This window comes from Parabacteroides distasonis, assembly GCF_004793765.1.
In the GTDB taxonomy this organism is placed as follows: Bacteria; Bacteroidota; Bacteroidia; order Bacteroidales; family Tannerellaceae; genus Parabacteroides; species Parabacteroides distasonis_A.
The window spans coordinates 45201-62164 of sequence record NZ_SRYM01000020.1; the positions used below are offsets into that span (position 1 = coordinate 45201).

19 protein-coding genes and 2 pseudogenes are annotated in these 16964 nt (G+C 39.2%); 5 read left to right on the forward strand and 16 right to left on the reverse strand.

What is annotated here, in order from left to right:
- Positions 1-36: 36 nt before the first annotated feature.
- The 3 genes and pseudogenes from E5342_RS09055 (at position 37) to E5342_RS20315 (ending at position 1506) form a co-directional block, all read left to right on the forward strand.
- Entirely contained in the window at positions 37-576 is a 540-nt protein-coding gene (locus E5342_RS09055; protein ID WP_135959236.1) for an FHA domain-containing protein, read from the forward strand.
- A 338-nt stretch (positions 577-914) separates the two neighbouring features.
- Positions 915-1049: pseudogene (locus E5342_RS20155) on the forward strand (MFS transporter); the annotation flags it as partial.
- A gap of 322 nt (positions 1050-1371) precedes the next feature.
- The gene (locus E5342_RS20315) at positions 1372-1506 is read left to right on the forward strand and encodes a hypothetical protein (protein WP_259463436.1); all 135 of its coding nucleotides are present in this window, start codon (positions 1372-1374) and stop codon (positions 1504-1506) included.
- Here the strand turns inward: E5342_RS20315 and E5342_RS09070 are convergent.
- Positions 1498-2223: an MBL fold metallo-hydrolase gene (locus E5342_RS09070; RefSeq protein WP_121736656.1), complete on the reverse strand. Its 726-nt coding sequence runs from the start codon at positions 2221-2223 to the stop codon at positions 1498-1500. The genes E5342_RS20315 and E5342_RS09070 overlap by 9 nt on opposite strands.
- Before the next feature lie 123 nt (positions 2224-2346).
- Between E5342_RS09070 and E5342_RS09075 the strand changes: the two genes are divergently transcribed.
- A complete protein-coding gene (locus E5342_RS09075; RefSeq protein ID WP_135959237.1) occupies positions 2347-4074 on the forward strand; it encodes a tetratricopeptide repeat-containing S1 family peptidase in 1728 nt (575 codons plus the stop codon).
- 52 nt (positions 4075-4126) lie between these two features.
- Here the strand turns inward: E5342_RS09075 and E5342_RS09080 are convergent, their stop codons facing one another.
- The 3 genes from E5342_RS09080 to E5342_RS09090 all read right to left on the reverse strand — a co-directional run bounded on the left by E5342_RS09080 (position 4127) and on the right by E5342_RS09090 (position 7206).
- Positions 4127-4837 carry a phosphatase gene (locus E5342_RS09080; RefSeq protein WP_005868026.1) on the reverse strand — a complete coding sequence of 237 codons (711 nt, stop codon included), beginning with the start codon at positions 4835-4837 and terminating at the stop codon, positions 4127-4129.
- Entirely contained in the window at positions 4834-6453 is a 1620-nt protein-coding gene (gene abc-f / locus E5342_RS09085) for a ribosomal protection-like ABC-F family protein (RefSeq protein WP_135959238.1), read from the reverse strand. The genes E5342_RS09080 and abc-f overlap by 4 nt, the downstream gene beginning before the upstream one ends.
- Before the next feature lie 300 nt (positions 6454-6753).
- Positions 6754-7206 (reverse strand): copper resistance protein NlpE, encoded by a 453-nt coding sequence (locus tag E5342_RS09090; protein ID WP_121736658.1) that lies wholly within the window; start codon positions 7204-7206, stop codon positions 6754-6756.
- A 163-nt stretch (positions 7207-7369) separates the two neighbouring features.
- Here E5342_RS09090 and E5342_RS09095 point away from each other — a divergent pair, with 163 nt between their 5' ends.
- On the forward strand, positions 7370-7546 hold the full coding sequence (locus E5342_RS09095) for a DUF4250 domain-containing protein (protein ID WP_005855899.1): 177 nt from the start codon (positions 7370-7372) through the stop codon (positions 7544-7546).
- Positions 7547-7683: 137 nt separating this feature from the next.
- Here E5342_RS09095 and E5342_RS09100 read toward each other — a convergent pair whose 3' ends face one another.
- The 12 genes and pseudogenes from E5342_RS09100 to E5342_RS09155 all read right to left on the reverse strand — a co-directional run bounded on the left by E5342_RS09100 (position 7684) and on the right by E5342_RS09155 (position 16583).
- A complete protein-coding gene (locus E5342_RS09100) occupies positions 7684-8544 on the reverse strand; it encodes a nitroreductase family protein (RefSeq protein WP_135959239.1) in 861 nt (286 codons plus the stop codon).
- A gap of 92 nt (positions 8545-8636) precedes the next feature.
- A pseudogene (locus tag E5342_RS09105) lies at positions 8637-8810 on the reverse strand (GGGtGRT protein); the annotation flags it as partial.
- 246 nt (positions 8811-9056) lie between these two features.
- Positions 9057-9677, reverse strand: a complete 621-nt coding sequence (locus E5342_RS09110) for a hypothetical protein (RefSeq protein WP_135959240.1) — start codon at positions 9675-9677, stop codon at positions 9057-9059.
- A gap of 65 nt (positions 9678-9742) precedes the next feature.
- The gene (locus E5342_RS09115) at positions 9743-10936 is read right to left on the reverse strand and encodes a leucine-rich repeat protein (protein ID WP_135959241.1); all 1194 of its coding nucleotides are present in this window, start codon (positions 10934-10936) and stop codon (positions 9743-9745) included.
- Entirely contained in the window at positions 10902-12164 is a 1263-nt protein-coding gene (locus E5342_RS09120; protein WP_135959242.1) for a hypothetical protein, read from the reverse strand. The genes E5342_RS09115 and E5342_RS09120 overlap by 35 nt, the downstream gene beginning before the upstream one ends.
- Positions 12165-12175: 11 nt before the next feature.
- Positions 12176-13015 carry a hypothetical protein gene (locus tag E5342_RS09125; protein WP_135959243.1) on the reverse strand — a complete coding sequence of 280 codons (840 nt, stop codon included), beginning with the start codon at positions 13013-13015 and terminating at the stop codon, positions 12176-12178.
- 151 nt (positions 13016-13166) lie between these two features.
- Complete coding sequence (locus tag E5342_RS09130) at positions 13167-14138, reverse strand: hypothetical protein (protein ID WP_135959244.1); 972 nt, start codon at positions 14136-14138, stop codon at positions 13167-13169.
- On the reverse strand, positions 14122-14979 hold the full coding sequence (locus E5342_RS09135) for a penicillin-binding transpeptidase domain-containing protein (protein WP_135959245.1): 858 nt from the start codon (positions 14977-14979) through the stop codon (positions 14122-14124). Before E5342_RS09135 ends, E5342_RS09130 begins: the two co-directional genes overlap by 17 nt.
- Positions 14966-15457: a hypothetical protein gene (locus E5342_RS09140; protein WP_135959246.1), complete on the reverse strand. Its 492-nt coding sequence runs from the start codon at positions 15455-15457 to the stop codon at positions 14966-14968. The genes E5342_RS09135 and E5342_RS09140 overlap by 14 nt, the downstream gene beginning before the upstream one ends.
- Position 15458: 1 nt before the next feature.
- A complete protein-coding gene (locus E5342_RS20320; protein WP_135959247.1) occupies positions 15459-15827 on the reverse strand; it encodes a DUF2752 domain-containing protein in 369 nt (122 codons plus the stop codon).
- Positions 15814-16263, reverse strand: a complete 450-nt coding sequence (locus E5342_RS09150; protein ID WP_135959248.1) for a CD225/dispanin family protein — start codon at positions 16261-16263, stop codon at positions 15814-15816. Before E5342_RS09150 ends, E5342_RS20320 begins: the two co-directional genes overlap by 14 nt.
- Positions 16264-16265: 2 nt before the next feature.
- Complete coding sequence (locus tag E5342_RS09155; RefSeq protein ID WP_135959249.1) at positions 16266-16583, reverse strand: hypothetical protein; 318 nt, start codon at positions 16581-16583, stop codon at positions 16266-16268.
- Positions 16584-16964: the final 381 nt, after the last annotated feature.

The following is a 16964-nucleotide window of genomic DNA, read 5'->3' on the forward strand; positions in this document are numbered from 1 at the left end:
GCTCCGTTTGTAATACTAGATCCTGTATTTAAGTGTATGAAAAGAGTATTCTGTCCAAAATGTGATAATCAGTTGTCTTTTGATGAGACCAAATATCCGGAAGGGAAGGTATTAGCCTTCGTTTGTCCGCAGTGTGGAGCGCAATTTAAGATCAAATTGGGCCGAAAGGTGGTGAAGACGGCTACCGGTGAGGAAAAAGAGGTGAAGGAGCCGGATTTCTCTTGTGGTTATATTACTGTCATCGAGAATGTTTTTGCCTTTAAGCAAGATCTTCCATTAGTGATGGGAGATAATGTGATCGGTCGCCGTAATAAGGATACGGAAGGAGTGGATGTCCCTATTATCACGAGTGATCCGAGTATGGGACGTAAGCATTGTGTGATCCATGTGAGGAAAGATGCTAATGACAGATTCATTTATATGGTGCGTGACTTTCCCAGCTTGACTGGGACTTTCGTGAAAAATGTATTGGTTGGTAAAAAAGAACAAGTACGTATCGGGGAAGGTACGATCGTGACGATTGGCGCTACTACCTTTATCTTACATTCTGCGAACGAGGGAGAAGAAGAGGAGTAAATATAAAAAACTTCAGAGCTGTTTCCGTGGATGATTTCAATCTTTAACTTCGAGTCGGAATGATAGCAGGTAAGGGACTTTGACGTTTGTTTTGGGAGTGAGTTATAAGATATATGCTCACTTCAGGATACAGCTCTGAAGTATCACTGAGAAAACAAGTATCATAGGTATTAAGATTAAGCCGATTAACATAAAGAAATGAAAAGAACCGAAAGAATGGTTGTATTAACTATGATTAAAATAGTCTCTTAAGTTTTGTTTTTCTAGAAATTAGCTAACTTTCTGTACGGTTTTTGAAATGTTAATGAGCACGAGATAAAATAGACAAAGGGACAGTTATAGAGCGGGTTTCTAAAAAACAGCCGGTAAATAAAACAGCATTCTTGGTATTGCTGGCATTAAGCGTTACGCATTGTTTGAATGATTCGTTGCAATCCGTTATCTTGGCGGTTTATCCACTTTTCAAGGATGATTTTATAATAATATGTGGCTTCTGCCTCTTTTAGGATTGGTTACGAAGACCGCTCGCCGACGGTTTGGATTAAGCTGAGGCGCAGAAGTGGATGAAGGAGGGGGATGCTGTAGGTATTTTGTATCTTCCCTCTGATTTCGAGACCCGGGTGGCACGAGGGAATGAGTCCCTGTTGATCATGTACCAGACGACAAGCGTCGTCTGGAGATGTTGGTGTTTTTCCGGAGTCTCTTGTCTCTTGGAATTGATGCCTTAGTATTGGCAAATGACCCATTATATCATTCCGGCGGCTCCCACTACGCTGGCCTATACAGCTCAACTCGATGGGAGCGTCGATTGAGCAAGTCGGTGTGGAGTACGTGACGTTGTGGTTGCAATGCGTTGTTTATTTCCTCTTGGCTTGTTGGGTGTACCGGCGGAATATCTTAAAGGCGAGCCGTGCCTTGTCGTCATTGTAGCTCTCGTATCCTGACGTTGATGCCGCAACCTTTCAAGGCATCTTTCAATTCGCCTATCTTCGTATCCCCGTAATGGTAAGGGTATAGGATTTTAGGCGAGAACATCTTGGCCGCTTTAGCCGCTTGTGGGACGGTCATGGTATAAGGCTGGTTGACGGGAAGGAAAGCGATATCGATGTCTTTCAGGTCTTTCATCTCCGGGATGTCTTCCGTATCGCCGGCTATATAGACTCTTAGTTCGTCGAACGTGAGGATATAGCCATTATCCCGGTGGCGGGGGTGATATTTATCCCGTCCGGGTGTGGTGTTATAGGCGGGGATGGCCTCTATCTTCATATAGCTGATGGAGGTATCCGTATCGCCGTTTTTGAGGATCTTTCCTTTTCCCAACTTCTTTTGGCTGTTCTCGTTGGCGATGATTTCCGTACCGCTTTTCTCGACGGCTTGTATCGCTTTCGGGTCCAGATGGTCGCCATGCTCGTGGGTGATCAAGATGATATCGGCTTTCGGGAAAGTCGTATAATCGGCGTATTCGGAGACAGGATCTACCTGTATCGAATGATTGTCGTACGTAAGCATCAGGCTGCCGTGCTTGATGAACGTGATGGTCAGTTCTTTTCCGCTCTTGGTCTTGAAAGAATCCGAGGCGAAGTTACTAGCAGAGGCTAAGCTCGCCATGAATAAACTACACATAAGCATACATGTTTTTAGTCTCATAATCTTGCGGTTTTTTTAGTGTTTCCGCAAATATAATCATAATAGATTAATTCCCTAATTTGTTCGCCTATCCGGTATAAATATTTACATTTGCGACGTATATTCTGATAACATGAAAACGAAATGAGAAGAATTGTTCTGTTGATTACGATTTGTTGCCAAGTATTTTGGGTGGCGGCGCAAAAGAAAGCGCCCAAATGGATGGATAAGCAACGAAAGGCGGTGGTTACCGTCACTACTTATGGAAAAGATAACCAGAAGAAAGCGTCCGGTACGGGATTTTTCATTACCGAGACCGGTGAGGCGTTGTCCGGTTATTCCTTGTTTAAGGATGCGGCGAGGGCGACCGTGACCGACGCTGACGGAAAAGAATATCCGGTAAGCCGCATCTTGGGGGCTGATGAATTATATGACGTGATCAAGTTCAAGGTAGAGGTTCCGAAGAAAGCTGTATTCTTGCCGATCGCCCGTGAGCCGATCTGGCAAGGAGCTACCGCTTATCTGATACCTTACTCGACCGGTAAGATCACGAAGTTCGGGGAAGGACCGGTCTCGGAGGTCAGTAAGTTGAAGGAGCCGTTCAGCTATTATAAATTGTCGATGGCGCTGGAGAGCGGGCAGGTAAACGCTCCTGTATTGACGACGGACGGCGAGGTGTTCGGCTTGGCGCAGGAAGACGCATCGGGGAAGAAGGAAGATTCCTATGCGGTCTCGGCGGGATACGCGAATAGCTTGACGATTCAGTCGGCGGACGCCTTTAATTCCACCTATAGCCGGATTGGTATCCGGAAGGCGTGGCCGTCGGATGCAAGCCAAGCGCAGGTCTCCTTATACCTGATGGCAAGCTCGCAAGACCCGAAGACGTATCTGGCTACCTTGAATGATTTCATCGCCACTTTCCCGGATTCTCCCGACGGGTATTTGAACCGTGCCAATCATTACGCTTACCACCGTGCGGATCTGGCTCCTACGGAGGCCGAGCAGGCGGCTTATCTGGATAAGGCGTTGGAAGATATAAACACGGCTTCCCGCTTCAGCGAGCGGAAAGGGGATATCTGGTTCAACCGAGCCAAGTTGATCTACGGTGTGGCCGCTGCGGATACGACCTTGAATAAGGAGCAGTGGACCGTCGATGCCGCTACCGAGGCGATACAAAAGGCGATCGGGGAGGAGGACTTGCCGGTCTATCGCCAATTGGAAGGGGATATCCATTTTTATAAAGGAGATTTCGAGCAGGCATTCGCTGATTATATGAAGGTGAATGATAGTGATATGGTATCTTCTACCTCTTGGTATTGGGCGGCGAAGGCGAAGGCGAATATCCGGGGCGCTAACTTCGGGGATATCATCGCCTTGCTGGATAGCGCCATCGCCAAATGCGGGAACCCGCCAACGAATGAGGCCGCTCCCTATATCTTGGAACGGGTGGATCTCCGCTTGAAACTGATGCAATACAAGGAGGCCGTGGACGATTATGATTTATACTACGATCTCTTGAAAGGACAGGTCGGCGACCGTTTCTTCTATTACCGCGAGCAAGCGAAGTTCCACATGAACGATTTCCCCGGCGCCTTGGCCGATATCCAATCCGCTATCCGCTTGAATCCGGGCGACCCGACTTATCCGGCGGAGGAAGCGTCCGTATATATCCGTATGGAAAACTATGATCAGGCGTTGAGGAGCTTGGAGAATGCCTTGCGGATCGCTCCGGATTTCGCCTCTTGCTATCGTTTGCGAGGCATCTGCTACGTCCGTCAGGGTAAGAAGGCGGAAGCGTGCGAGGCTTTCAACAAGGCGAAGGAGTTGGGTGATCCTGTCGTGGACAAATTAATAAAGGAACATTGTAAGTAAAGGTGCAACTGGGCGGGTACGCACGTGTATCTGCCCGGCTGTAAGGCACCGCTTATCTCCCTATGAACTTCTTGAACGCCTCTACCTTGTCGTTCAATATCAATTCCTCCGGAAATCGTGTCTCTTGCAATAACTCGTAGATATGATCGTACCGGGCTATATCGAAAGATATATGTGCGTCGCTACCTAAAATCACAGGAACCTCGTATTTCTTGCATAGGCGCAAGATCGTGAGGTTATTATCTCTGGCGGTGAGCTTTTTGCGGACCGGGTTGAGAGAGCTGTTGTTGATCTCCAGCAACGTGTGATGCTCTTTGGACGCTAATACGATAGGCTCGAAATCCACCTCTGCCGTACCGTCTCCCGGGTGACTGATGATGTGGACATGCGGGTTGCGGATCGCCCCGATCATCGCCTCCGTGTTCTGCTCGACCGTTCCCGGTTTGTAGCAAAGCGAGTGGATACCCGCTATCCGGATATCCAGCATAGGGAAGTACTCCTCGCCCAGATCGATCGTACCCTTATAATCGATGATGTTCAATTCTGCCCCGAGCAATAACTCGACACCGTATATCCGGCGGGGAACCACGTGCAGGTTACGGAAGTAAATCGGGGAGCACGTCCCCGGTATGCCGGGGGCATGCTCTGTTATACCTAGTAACTTCAATCCTTTCTCGGAGGCGGCCGCTGCCATTTCTTGCAGGGTGCTAAAGGCATGCCCACTGGCTACCGTATGGGTATGCACGTCAAGTAACGTCTTCATAAATTCGTCTTTAACCTACCCGCGAAGGTAGTTATTATTTGGTGGATACCCAATTCCCGGATAAAATAAGCGTCGTGCGAGATCAGCAAGATCGTGCCCCTGTACGCACGGACCATAGAGGTGATAATCTCGATGCTTTGGATGTCGAGATTATTGGTCGGCTCATCTAGGATAAACAGGTCCGGAGCCTGGTTACTGATCATCAAGCAACAGAATGCCAACCTCATTTTCTCGCCTCCGCTCAGCTTCCCGCAGCTCTTCTCCCACGTGTCGTGCGGGAAGAGGAAACGGTTTAGCAATGTCTTGATCTCGTGCTCTTGGAAATGACGCTCGTTGAAGGCTTGCGCTTGCTCGTACACCGTCCGGTCGTTCCGGACGATCGAGTATTCTTGGTCGATATAGATAGAGGAGAAATCCGCACGGATCAAGGAACCGCGACGAGGCGACAACCGGCCGGTAATCAACTTTAGCAAAGTCGTCTTGCCGGAACCGTTATCGCCTTGTATCAGCCACCGTTCCCCACTCTTGATCTGGAAGCTCATCGGGGAGGGCCATAGATCGCCGGCCTCGGCGTAACCGAAATTGATCTCCTTGGCGGTAACCAATATCTTGCCTTCGTGTAAGCCGGATGCGCTGAAATCCAGTTTCATGCCTTGAAGGTTGGGTAGGGAGGAGCGCATTTGCTTTAGCTCGTTAGCAAGGTTCTCCATCTTGTCCTCGTGAACCTCTTTTAGTTTGGAGGCGCTTTTCTCGGCGTTCTCCTTCAAGGCACCCATCATGATCTTGGGGATTCCTTTCTGGATGCTTTGTTTCTTTCCCCGGGATTCATGCTTTTGTTTTCGCTCGGCTACCTCACGGGCGGTTTTCCTGACCCTGCGAAGCTCTTTCTCCTTCGCTTCCAGTTTCTCTTGCATGGAAGCCTGTTCCTGTTCTTTTTGTTCCTTGTAGAAATCATAATTACCCCCGTAAAGGGTGATCCCCCCGACGGATAATTCCGCTATGGAAGATAATAGGTTCAATAAGGTACGATCGTGGCTGACGACCAACAAGGTGATACGGCAAGACGTGATGAAATCGTATAACTTCTCCCGGCTACGCCTATCCAGATGGTTGGTCGGCTCATCCAATAGCAGGATCGAGGGTTGGTGGATCTCGATCCCGGAGAGGAAAACCTTGGTTTTCTCGCCGCCGCTTAATGTGCGCATCGGTTGGGAGAGGAGGATATGCTCCAAATCCCAAGCGTGCAGGGCGGCGAGGCTCCGTTCCTCGATCGTCCAGTCATCCGCCAGCGTGTTGAAATTAGAGAGGGAGACGTCGCCCTTGGTAATCGCCCGCAAGGCTTCTAGTTTCCCGTCGATACGTAGGGCCTGGGCCACCGTCAGGTTATCATATTGCCCGAAATGCTGGGGTACGTAATAGGGTGGGGTCGGATAGATAATCTCCCCTTCTTGCGCTTGCAAGGTCCTGGCCAAGATACGGAGGAAGGTAGATTTTCCCGATCCGTTGTTCCCGACTAAGGCGACCTTTTGCCCCTTGTTGATCGTTAAGTCGATCCCCTTGAATAAGACTTGATTGTTCGGATGTATATACGTGATTTTTTGCGCTACGATACTCATAGTGTGAACTGATTTAAAATGTGAGATACTAAAATGGATAAGAAATACCGATGATGATCGGTTTCACGATAGCCTCGAATCTGTCGTCACGAAATTAGCCCTATACGGATAGAGGGCTTTCCGGATGGAAAGAACGACATCTTGAGATAAATTAAACGGCTATTCTCATTGGAGTAATTATATAGTTATATAGGAACGCAAAGGTAGGAATAGTTTTGGGTTTAGGCAAATGAGTATATACTTTCATGTACAAAAGGGTATGCTTTTGCCCTTGAAAGTATATACTTATGGGGATAAATCCTAGAATTTCTTTGTTTGCTTAAGGATATAGAACTTGGCTAAGTCGCCCCTGATGGGTTGCTTTTGCTGGTCCAGCATTTTCAGTTGGCCTTCCTCTACCTTATAATACGTGATGTCTCCCCCTTCTTGTTTCGCCGTCAAGACGTTACCGTCCAGCGTGTAAGTTCCCTTATCATTAAAAATACCGTCTTTCTCGTCAATATATTCGGAGCGGAGGGTAAAGGTTTTATCCTTGTTCAATGTTAAGGCCGTTTTAATACCCGGCGAGCTGGCGGCTGGTAATGTCCCTTCGTAAACACCCCAGTAATCCAAGGAGGTCTCTGCGTTGTGCATATCCGGTACTTGGGCAGTTTCCAGCTTGTTCTTGTCTGTTTGTGTGGCGTCTGCCTTTGGGTTGCCGCTACAGCTGAATAGGGCTGCGGCTACCGCTACTACTAATACATATTTTTTCATGTCATTCAATTGAATTATAAGTTCTCGTTATTTAAAACCAGTTTGTGGATTGTTTTGTTGCGAACCGATATTCAAATAATAAGGATCGTGTCTGGGTTCCATCTGGCGAAAAAGCATTATCTTTGTGTTGTAAAACATAGATAACATTTTTATTCGTAAGATTATGTCATTACCAAACGATCCGATGATGCTATTCAGCTTCATCAATATGAAACTTCGTGACAATTATTCTTCCCTCGACGATTTATGCGAGGATTTGCAAGTGAACAAGAAATCCCTTCTTACAAAGCTTAAAGACGCTGGTTTTGAATACAGCCCGGAGCATAATAAGTTCTGGTGATCGGGAGTGATCCTAGCCCGGTAAACCTATGAGATTCGAACTATAAGTCAATGACTTACGTATCGTAATCCATTGACTTACGATGCGTAATCCAATGGATCGCATACCCCGGTCGACAAGGTTGTCTCCATCAAGTCTCATTCGATATAGTTCTTGACGATCTCTTTCCGGTCCGTATACTTCGGGTACTTGAAAGCCGGTATGCCGAGCGCCATGATCGCTTGTATCTTGCCGTCGATCCCTAGCGTCTTGGCGAGCGTATCTTTTCCTTCCTGCCGGATGGCGGTGAGCACAAAGCCCATATAGATCTGGCTTACCCCAAGCGATTGCGCCATCAAGGAGGCGTTCTGATAAGCGAGGTTAGCGTCCTCACTTCCGAACCGGTTGGACTTCGGTGTATGGATCAGTAGCAGGGCAGTGGCTTTCCGGAGAATCAGATCTTTACCCGCCTTGTGTTCCTCTTTCAACCGATTGAATACCGGTACGTATTTATAGACATCCTTCATAAACGGCTTGACCACACATTTCACGACGGGATTCAATAATAGCTTCGCCAAGGAGTTGAACACACCTATCGTATAATCGCTCACCTGCCGTAGCTTTTGCGGATCGGTGACGACGGTGAACGAAAGGCTTTGGGAGTTTGTCGCCGTCGGCGCAGAATGAGCGGCCTCCACGATCTTGTCCAGCATCTCCTTGGGGACGGGCTTCGAGGTCAATGTCCGGTTGGAACGGCGTGACTTGATCAGCAACATCACCTGCTCCGGCGTAGGCATTTGGCTGTAATCGATCGTATGCGTTTTCTCTGGCGGGAATTCGCTGTGCGACACGGAGCCCGTCGGACATACGTCCACGCAATGCCCGCAAACGATGCAGCTTTCCACACGTACCAGCCTGATCGTCTCTCCAGCCCTTTCTTGCGTGAATATATCCGAAGGGCATACCCGTACGCATTTCCCGCATTTGATGCAATTCTCTTGGTCTATGTTTAGTGTCATCCTTTTCCTCCTTTTGATAAGTAAAATAAAAACTCCTGCAACCATCAAGATTACAGGAGTCTATATAAACAATTATTTTATTGTTTAGTTGATTACTTCTTCATAGCTTCCTCAATAGCAACCGCTACGGCAACCGTAGCACCTACCATCGGGTTGTTACCCATACCCAGGAATCCCATCATTTCTACGTGAGCAGGAACAGATGAAGAACCAGCGAACTGAGCGTCACCGTGCATACGGCCCATCGTGTCGGTCATACTATGGGTAACTTGCTATAAACTCCTTTAAAAAACATCGTTTTGTTTGTAAAGTGCTATTTTACAATAATATACAAATATATTAAAGAACTTCGTTTATTATTGTTTTTGTTTTATTCTAAAATGGCTGTGAATAAGCCACAAATATGATCTTTTCAATTGCAGAAAAGATTTAATGAAACAACTATAATCCTGTTTCATTTGATTGCTAAGTTAATACATTTTGTTTCATTTGAATGGTGTTTAATGATTATTTTATGTGAATTTAGGCATCTTTGGTTCTTCTTCTATGAAAGAGTGACAATTATAATCGTCTGTCATATTAAATGAAAGACGTGTTATACCATAATCCGTTTTGTTACGAAGTATCTGAATAATCTCTTCTTCCGTATATATCGAATAATACTTGTCTGGATCATTTAGTAACTTTCGTAGCACTGTTGCAATTTCATATTCTTCTTCATTCAAATCAATGATATTTTTTGATGTAGCCATTGATTTGATCTGATTGTTTAGACATATATCATGCTGAAAATACTTTTGTAATTCTTGCTCATACAATCCTGTCTTGTTCGTATAGTATGCAATTATATTTATTGCTTGTGTTTCTGGAATAAGATATTCCCTTACAAGCCTGTTGTAAATATAACGCTGCCTGATAAACAATGTATCATAGGCAAAAGGATTGTAGTATTTATAAACGTTACCATAATTTTCTAAATTTACAAATCCACCATCTTCAAATATTTCATCTAGTGGGCTTGTATCTTCTTCTATATCCCCTTCTGACGTATAATATATATTCCAATGCTCAAATTCAAATCTTCCAATTTGAACATTTTCCATTAATTCAATCCATTTGTTTCTTTCTTTCATTTTGCTTGTACTTTTATTATATCCTTGCTACTGGAAGGGAGCCTTAAATAAGAAAACAACAAAAACTATTCTTCAAGAAATCGTTCTTTCTTTATAAATTCTCTTTTATTCGTATAATAAGAAATAGTATCTCCATTAAGTTCTATTATTTCCATTAGATCGAATTTATTTGGACTTTCTATATAATATTTATTTCTAAAAGACTTTCTATAGATTCTTTTTTCCCAATTAGTTGATCCACCACTAAAAAATAGTACAATCTCTTCCTTATTTTTATTGAACGTAGTAAAAGCATCTATTTGATCGAAAGGAGAATCTGTTCTTTGATAAAATTGTTTAGCTGTACCATTCCTGTTTTCAAGAGAATATGCAACTAATCTTGAATTAAATCTTTGTCCTTCATGATAATGACTAAATATCAACTCTTCTTCTCCATCAAAATCCAAATCTTCAAAGTAGAATGAACATCTATCATGATTATAATTTAAATAGAAAAAACTTCCATTTATAAACTCATTATATCCATAAAATGCAGAAGAATTTAAATAAAAAGGGTAATGGGTGATATAATACTGTTCTCCATTTTTAGATAATTCAAGAACAACAGACCCCATAACAGAAGATTCGTCTTCTTTATAATAAAGTTTAGGACAATAATCTGTGATAACCAATGTCCTTTTTATAGTATATCCATTAACAGGTTGTTTATACCTAAAGTTGATATGCCTAAATTCATTATAAAACTGATTGGTAAATTCATTTTTAAATAGTTCAACAGCATCTTGTCCTGTATATTTGAGAGAATCCACAATTTGCACTTCTTTAAGGTTAATACAATCCACAAAAGCGTTAAAAGATACAGACTTAATGTTTGATGGTAAAAGTATAGTTTCCAATTTAGAACATCTGGATAATCCTTCAAAATTAACAGATTCTTCGTGACAACTATCATATTGTTCATAAAAAGCGTCTTTCAAATTTAAATGCAAAACTATATCCAATTCACTCAAATAGAACATATCCAAATAATTGATATTACCTTTTAATGTCAATGTATCAATAACTATATTCTTCCTCTTCAATACCAATTTTAATGTTCCTGCCTTTTTTAAATTCACAGTTAAAGATGTTGTATCTGAAACATTTCCTATCGCAGATATTTGTAAAGGCACATTGTCTTTACAACCAAGCAAACATAATCCAAGTGAGAGTAATATAATGATACTATTTATCTTTTTGATTAACTGGTGTTTTTTCATCTTTTACTAATTTATACTTATATCCATCTTTAATATATACCTTATGTTCTTTACTATCTGTGTATTGATTATGAATATCAACCCTTACTAATTCAAACTTATAAGAATCTTCTGGTTCTGTCCATTCTATTTTATCTTGTTTAACTTTTTTGTAAGTATGTATAGCATACTCAAAAGCACTAAAATTCAAATGAAGTTTGATAGTTTCTTCTTTTGGATCAAATTCTGTTTGTCCATTTTCCATTTTGTAGAAAGGAGCATCTGTAAGTTTAATCATATCAAGACGATATTCATAATATTGGTTCACTTTATATACATCATACGTACTTGAACCTCTTGAACCACATTGCCAATTGGTAACCAGTAGCTCATCTTTTCCATCAAAATCAACATCTTGAAAGAAAAATGGAATTTCATTACTTGCTAAATATCCATAATCTTTTGCATACTTACTTGATTCTTTTGAAGTGTAGTTTACATAAATTGTATCTCCATCTTTAGGTGTCGTTTTTTCTCCATATTTTTCATATATACCATATTCATGGTATGATGGATTGTAAATATAAAACTCACTGGTGTCATTCTGAAAATGCAAAATAGCTGGACTTTGGTCAAAGTAATAACTATCTGATGGAAACCACATCACATTTACTTTATATCCATTTACTTTTTGGTTATAACTAATAAATATACGAGGTAAATCAACTCCTTTAAAACTTTCACGATGTATGGACAAATCTTTATAAGTGAATTTTCTATCTTTAGAGGACTTAGATACGATATACATACTATCTCGATGATCTCGTGAATATAAAAATAATCCATCTTTACTTTTTAAAAAAACTCCATCTATATCTAAAGGTTCATTATCCTCGGAATAAATATTTAAAGGATTCAAAGAATAGAATAAAGATTGATTATTAGGTAACTTTATAGTTAGATTCCGATTACCATTTACTAAGATATGATTCTTTGATATACTTAAAGATAACTCTGTTTCTTCTAAATCAATATAAGAAAGATTACTCATATACTTGATAGTAATCAAATCTATTTCATTGATTATCCCTGTTACAATTAATGTGTCAATGGCATCTTTATTATAATTACTCAATAAAGAATCTAACGTTCCTGCTTTTGAAACATTTACTGTAACTGACGTTTGTAAAGGTGTATTATCATTACAAGCAAATAGAAGTAACCCAAGTAAGAGAATATAGTATTTCATTTTTTAATCTCCTAATGTTCTTTTAAAAGTTTTTCCATATAAGGATTCTTTCGTAACTCCTGTGTACATGAATCTGTATGAATCGTGTCTTTATTGGCTAAATAGAGTGTGGCTAATTCTATCAACTCATATCCGTAATTCTCACTTGCTTTTCCTTCTGGTTCTTCTTGCTCAATTCTTTCACATATTTGTTTTTGCAACTCAATAGCTCTGTCGTAATCATTCAGTTTATCATAGCAATCCACCAACACTTTTACAAGTGGAATATAGTCTGGGTGAGAATACCCTCCAAACAGTTCCAATCCTGTTATATGTATTAAAGAAAACTCATATAACTCTGCCAGCTTTTCCGCAAAAAAACGTTCGTTTGATGGACGATAATATTTATCATACAATGATAAAATCATATAATGCAAATCCTTCTCATGCTCTATCGTATTGGAAGGATGGGAATAAATACTCATTTTCTCTTTATCAAATAAATCCAATAACCGCTTAGGCTCATTCGACTGAACATGATTTATACATTGCTTGATAACCGAATCCACATGAAGTATATTTTGCTGTTGATAGTTCTCATCAAATTCTTCCATATCATCCAATACTTTAGAAATCAATTCCGCATTTTTATTACTGCGTTTTGCATAAGCCGTATCGACTTCCAGATAAGGAGACAATACCTCTATTAAAGAATCTTGTTCTCCTTTCGTCAGTGAACCATTTGGAATTTCAATACTTTCTTCCAATCTTTCGTCTGGTGTTATATTGGAATCTGTTTTTTCTTCTTGTTTAACAGATTGCCCATTACAAGCAATCAAACATAACCCCAATAAAATCATTAAATACTTCATCTTCTTATTCCTTTCTGCTAATTTTAATACTTCAAGTAATTCTAATCTTTCTAACTTTATTGATAGTACCTTTTTTGAACGGGGACTATAAAATCGTCATCCATAAAAAAAGGTACTATTCTTGAAAATTGATTATTATCTTTTTCATAATTCATTCAATACATATGTCATCCATTTTCCATTCCAATTCATGTAATTCTTTATTGGACATTTGAGGATAACCATATTTCTTTTTTAACTCTTCTTCTGTAAATGTTTTATCAAAATCATCCCCTAATAAAAGAATGATTGATTTTTCAATATTGTCTATATGATGTTTATATAGATTTTTTGGTAAATCATTCACGAAGTTATTAGATGTGCTTTTGTATTCAAAGATATTTGTTATATTCTTTAAGGCAATACGATACCTAAACAATGCTTCACATAGAAATCGACTTTCACAGCCATATGATTCTTTACCTAAATAGCTAAAAAATAGATCCTTCTCTTTCTGCTCCAAAAATCCTTTATCCAATAAATTATATAACTGAACAAGTTTATCTGTGGAAATCTCATCACTCGCTAAACAAAACGGTATTCGTTCCATTTCAGAAATTTCATTTCCTGTATATGCTGATATAACAGATAATACCCTTTCGTAACGAATCTTCAAGGGTGTTATTTTAGAATCTTTATTGTAGTCATAAAACCTGAGAATACTATTTTCAGAATGTGATAATTTTATCAATTCTTTCAATAGTCTATGAGCATTCCATTCACTAATAGAAAGGTTAATGTTTAATCTTATTTTATTAGCTATTAGCTCAATCTGTTTCTCCAAATTCTTTTCACCTTCCAAGAATACACTCAAATTTTTTTCTTCTAAGCTCGTCCTTTCTGCATAATCATGTATAACGGTAGTTGCAATATGTTTTTCTATTTCATACTCCTCAACTAATACATCTATCATATATTTTGTTCTCAACTCTAAAGAATATGAATGTGAACCATCATATTCTTGAGGTCCCCAAAAGCAATCACAATAACAACCATTCCTCCAGTAATATGAAGTGCTATCAATAATCAAATCTTCATCATCGAACCAAGTGACTTCTTCGTATGGATTAATTTTCTTTTTCATTTTCTTCTGATTTTAAAGATTTAATAATTCCTTTAACCACATCCCCAGCCATTACACCACCAGAGGGATAACCTTGTTTTGGATTGGAGATAATAACCAGACAAGTATATAAAGAACCATCCACATTAAAAAAGATACAGCAAGAAACCTCTTTCTTTCCATTCTGCTCTGAATATCCTGTTTTACCTGCCAACGGGACATCTTCTAAAAAGATACTTTTCCCTGTCCCTTCCAAAATGACTTTGAATAACATATCCCAAATATCATTCATTACCTTTTCTGAACACAAGGTTGTATCTTCGTTGGCTATCCGATTGTAGAATGTGGCTATTTCCATAGGTGAAACATGCAAAGAAGAAAATCCCATCTTGGATAGATTATCTTTTACTTGGTTACATCGCTCCATAATCATCATAATTCCTATCTTGGAATCGTATGCGATCACTTGTTCCGCTGTCAATATTCCATATCCACCCCTATCTGCATTATGATCTCTTACTTCTTTCCCATCTTTCAGATAAATACCTGTTCCAACATCAACCGTATCAGTAGGAGATATACAATCCAATGTTGCCATCATACAGGCTGTAGAAAGCAATGTCCCCATATCCCTTTTAGTCTGGAAAGATTGTTCATCACCTTCTTTATATATTCCATTATCCGATATGAGATTTACTTTGGCTGCAATCTCATTATCCTTTATCAGGATCACCGAGCCTGAATCTGCTTGTACTTCTGTCAGTTCTTTAGATAGAACCTCTTTTGAAATTGTTTGAAGTTCATTTCTTTGGCAACTTGTTATAATCACAAGTAAGAGAAAAAATGTACTAATTTGTTTCATTTTTCATTATATTTTTTGCGTTTGGGTGCTTTTCTGAAAATCGTATCCAATCGGTATTATCTATATACCAAGAACTATCACCAGCCGTTTTTAAAGAACGTAATTCATAAAAAGCCTTATTAATGAGACTTTGTATTTCTGCTTCATTATCATAATAACGTTCATACTTATTTATAAATTCATTATATTGTGTTACAGTATTACATATCTCAAAATCTTTTTTAGCTATATTTATCACCTCTTTCTGTTTGAAAGAATATATTTTAATGGCTTTATTCTTAAAAACATTGGGATATAATAATATTTTATTATTCCATTTACATATATACCTTTGCTTCCTGATGTAATTTTCATAATCATTTATATTTTTACATGATTGAAGTTCTTTATAATCTCCATGTATTTTTAATCCAACTATCCATATTGGAATACTTGCAACTATAATTATTATAATTGATAGTAGTTTATATGCTTTCATATTATAAATTCCAAATATTTCTGAATACCCACCAAGTTAAAATAAGCAATAAATATCCTATTGTAACTTTATAGTTATGTATTAATGAATATAAATTCAAGTTTTTCTTGTAATATTCTGTATATATAAGCAATCCTAAATATGGTATAGAAATGACTAATAACATGTTATATTTAAATGCTTGTGCAATATCTAAATGTAACAAGCTGTGGATAACTCTTTGAGAACCGCACCCTATACATTTATATCCTGTCAACGATACAAAAGGACATTTTGGAAATAGCTGATATTGTTCTGGATTACAGTAATAATACAAAATAGATAGTAGCAATAAGATGACAACTATATACCATACTTTATGAATAGACATAAGATATTACAGCTATAACTATTACCGCTAAGATATATAAGGCAATAATACCCAACATTGTAAAGAATCCCCACAATACCCATTTTTTTGCTTGATTAGAATATTGGAGTGCTAATTCTATTCTTCCAGAATTATATGCGGATTCCACATTAGATGCTTTTACAATACCCATTATTCCAAAAGGCATGCAACAAAACAAAGTCACTAATATTGATTCCACAAGCCATGTTTTAGGGGGCATTGAATTGACACAACTTGGTGGCTCTGGGGGAATTTCATTCAATAAATTACTTAATTCTGGAATTTGATTTGCAGGTAGCCACTGTGACTGTCCAATTTTCCATATCATTGAATTTCTTGAAATCTCCTTACTCCTTAACTCATCTATAGAAAACGGACCTTGTTTTGAACCATTAATTAAAATATAATATTCCATAATTAGATAAATGTATATTTTTTACGAGTTGAAATATTGTCATTGATTTTTAGCATAGGAAATTTATCACTTTCTTCAATATAAACTTTACCTTCAATATAATAGTAATCTGTTATATATCCGTTTTTTGTATTTAATTTGAAAGCAATATCTCCCTCAAATGGATATAACCCCATTCCTTCATATTCATTAACCAACTTCAATCCAAGTTCTGAAATACCTTCTAAATTGTCAATGTGATTAAAAGATAATTTACGCCATTCTTTTCTGATATAAGAGTTTAATTCTTTTTCCAGATTACTTTTTGACATATCAGCCATAATTAGAATATTTATTTCTCCTTGTTCCCCTACGGAAAGTGAAATAATAAAAAAGGTGTGGGAACTGTATTTGCTTTATCCTAAAGTCTGGCTTCTCGCATTGCCATTAGAGTGGATAAAACAACAGCAACCCACACCTATTGAGATATAGTTTACCCTTTCAGGTAAGTCTATAACAAAAGATGCGGGTGCTATTGCCATCACCTTCACTCTAATACAAATTTTGCGAGAATTTGACTTTAGAAGATAATTTCAATAACACCTTTCGTTAATTATGTCCTTCCACAGAGGTTCAACGCCATGAACGTGTAGAATTGCCACAAAGTTACGAAAAGTGTTTATACATCAACCAAGTAAGAGAATGAAAAATCTTTACTTATC

Excerpts from the sequence above, each read along its gene's own strand:
- E5342_RS09055 (WP_135959236.1), top strand. The coding sequence starts at position 37 with ATGAAAAGAGTATTCTGTCCAAAATGTGATAATCAGTTGTCTTTTGAT.
- E5342_RS20315 (WP_259463436.1), top strand. The coding sequence starts at position 1,372 with ATGGGAGCGTCGATTGAGCAAGTCGGTGTGGAGTACGTGACGTTGTGG.
- E5342_RS09070 (WP_121736656.1), bottom strand. The coding sequence starts at position 2,223 with ATGAGACTAAAAACATGTATGCTTATGTGTAGTTTATTCATGGCGAGC.
- E5342_RS09075 (WP_135959237.1), top strand. The coding sequence starts at position 2,347 with ATGAGAAGAATTGTTCTGTTGATTACGATTTGTTGCCAAGTATTTTGG.
- E5342_RS09080 (WP_005868026.1), bottom strand. The coding sequence starts at position 4,837 with ATGAAGACGTTACTTGACGTGCATACCCATACGGTAGCCAGTGGGCAT.
- abc-f (WP_135959238.1), bottom strand. The coding sequence starts at position 6,453 with ATGAGTATCGTAGCGCAAAAAATCACGTATATACATCCGAACAATCAA.
- E5342_RS09090 (WP_121736658.1), bottom strand. The coding sequence starts at position 7,206 with ATGAAAAAATATGTATTAGTAGTAGCGGTAGCCGCAGCCCTATTCAGC.
- E5342_RS09095 (WP_005855899.1), top strand. The coding sequence starts at position 7,370 with ATGTCATTACCAAACGATCCGATGATGCTATTCAGCTTCATCAATATG.
- E5342_RS09100 (WP_135959239.1), bottom strand. The coding sequence starts at position 8,544 with ATGACACTAAACATAGACCAAGAGAATTGCATCAAATGCGGGAAATGC.
- E5342_RS09110 (WP_135959240.1), bottom strand. The coding sequence starts at position 9,677 with ATGAAAGAAAGAAACAAATGGATTGAATTAATGGAAAATGTTCAAATT.
- E5342_RS09115 (WP_135959241.1), bottom strand. The coding sequence starts at position 10,936 with ATGAAAAAACACCAGTTAATCAAAAAGATAAATAGTATCATTATATTA.
- E5342_RS09120 (WP_135959242.1), bottom strand. The coding sequence starts at position 12,164 with ATGAAATACTATATTCTCTTACTTGGGTTACTTCTATTTGCTTGTAAT.
- E5342_RS09125 (WP_135959243.1), bottom strand. The coding sequence starts at position 13,015 with ATGAAGTATTTAATGATTTTATTGGGGTTATGTTTGATTGCTTGTAAT.
- E5342_RS09130 (WP_135959244.1), bottom strand. The coding sequence starts at position 14,138 with ATGAAAAAGAAAATTAATCCATACGAAGAAGTCACTTGGTTCGATGAT.
- E5342_RS09135 (WP_135959245.1), bottom strand. The coding sequence starts at position 14,979 with ATGAAACAAATTAGTACATTTTTTCTCTTACTTGTGATTATAACAAGT.
- E5342_RS09140 (WP_135959246.1), bottom strand. The coding sequence starts at position 15,457 with ATGAAAGCATATAAACTACTATCAATTATAATAATTATAGTTGCAAGT.
- E5342_RS20320 (WP_135959247.1), bottom strand. The coding sequence starts at position 15,827 with ATGTCTATTCATAAAGTATGGTATATAGTTGTCATCTTATTGCTACTA.
- E5342_RS09150 (WP_135959248.1), bottom strand. The coding sequence starts at position 16,263 with ATGGAATATTATATTTTAATTAATGGTTCAAAACAAGGTCCGTTTTCT.
- E5342_RS09155 (WP_135959249.1), bottom strand. The coding sequence starts at position 16,583 with ATGGCTGATATGTCAAAAAGTAATCTGGAAAAAGAATTAAACTCTTAT.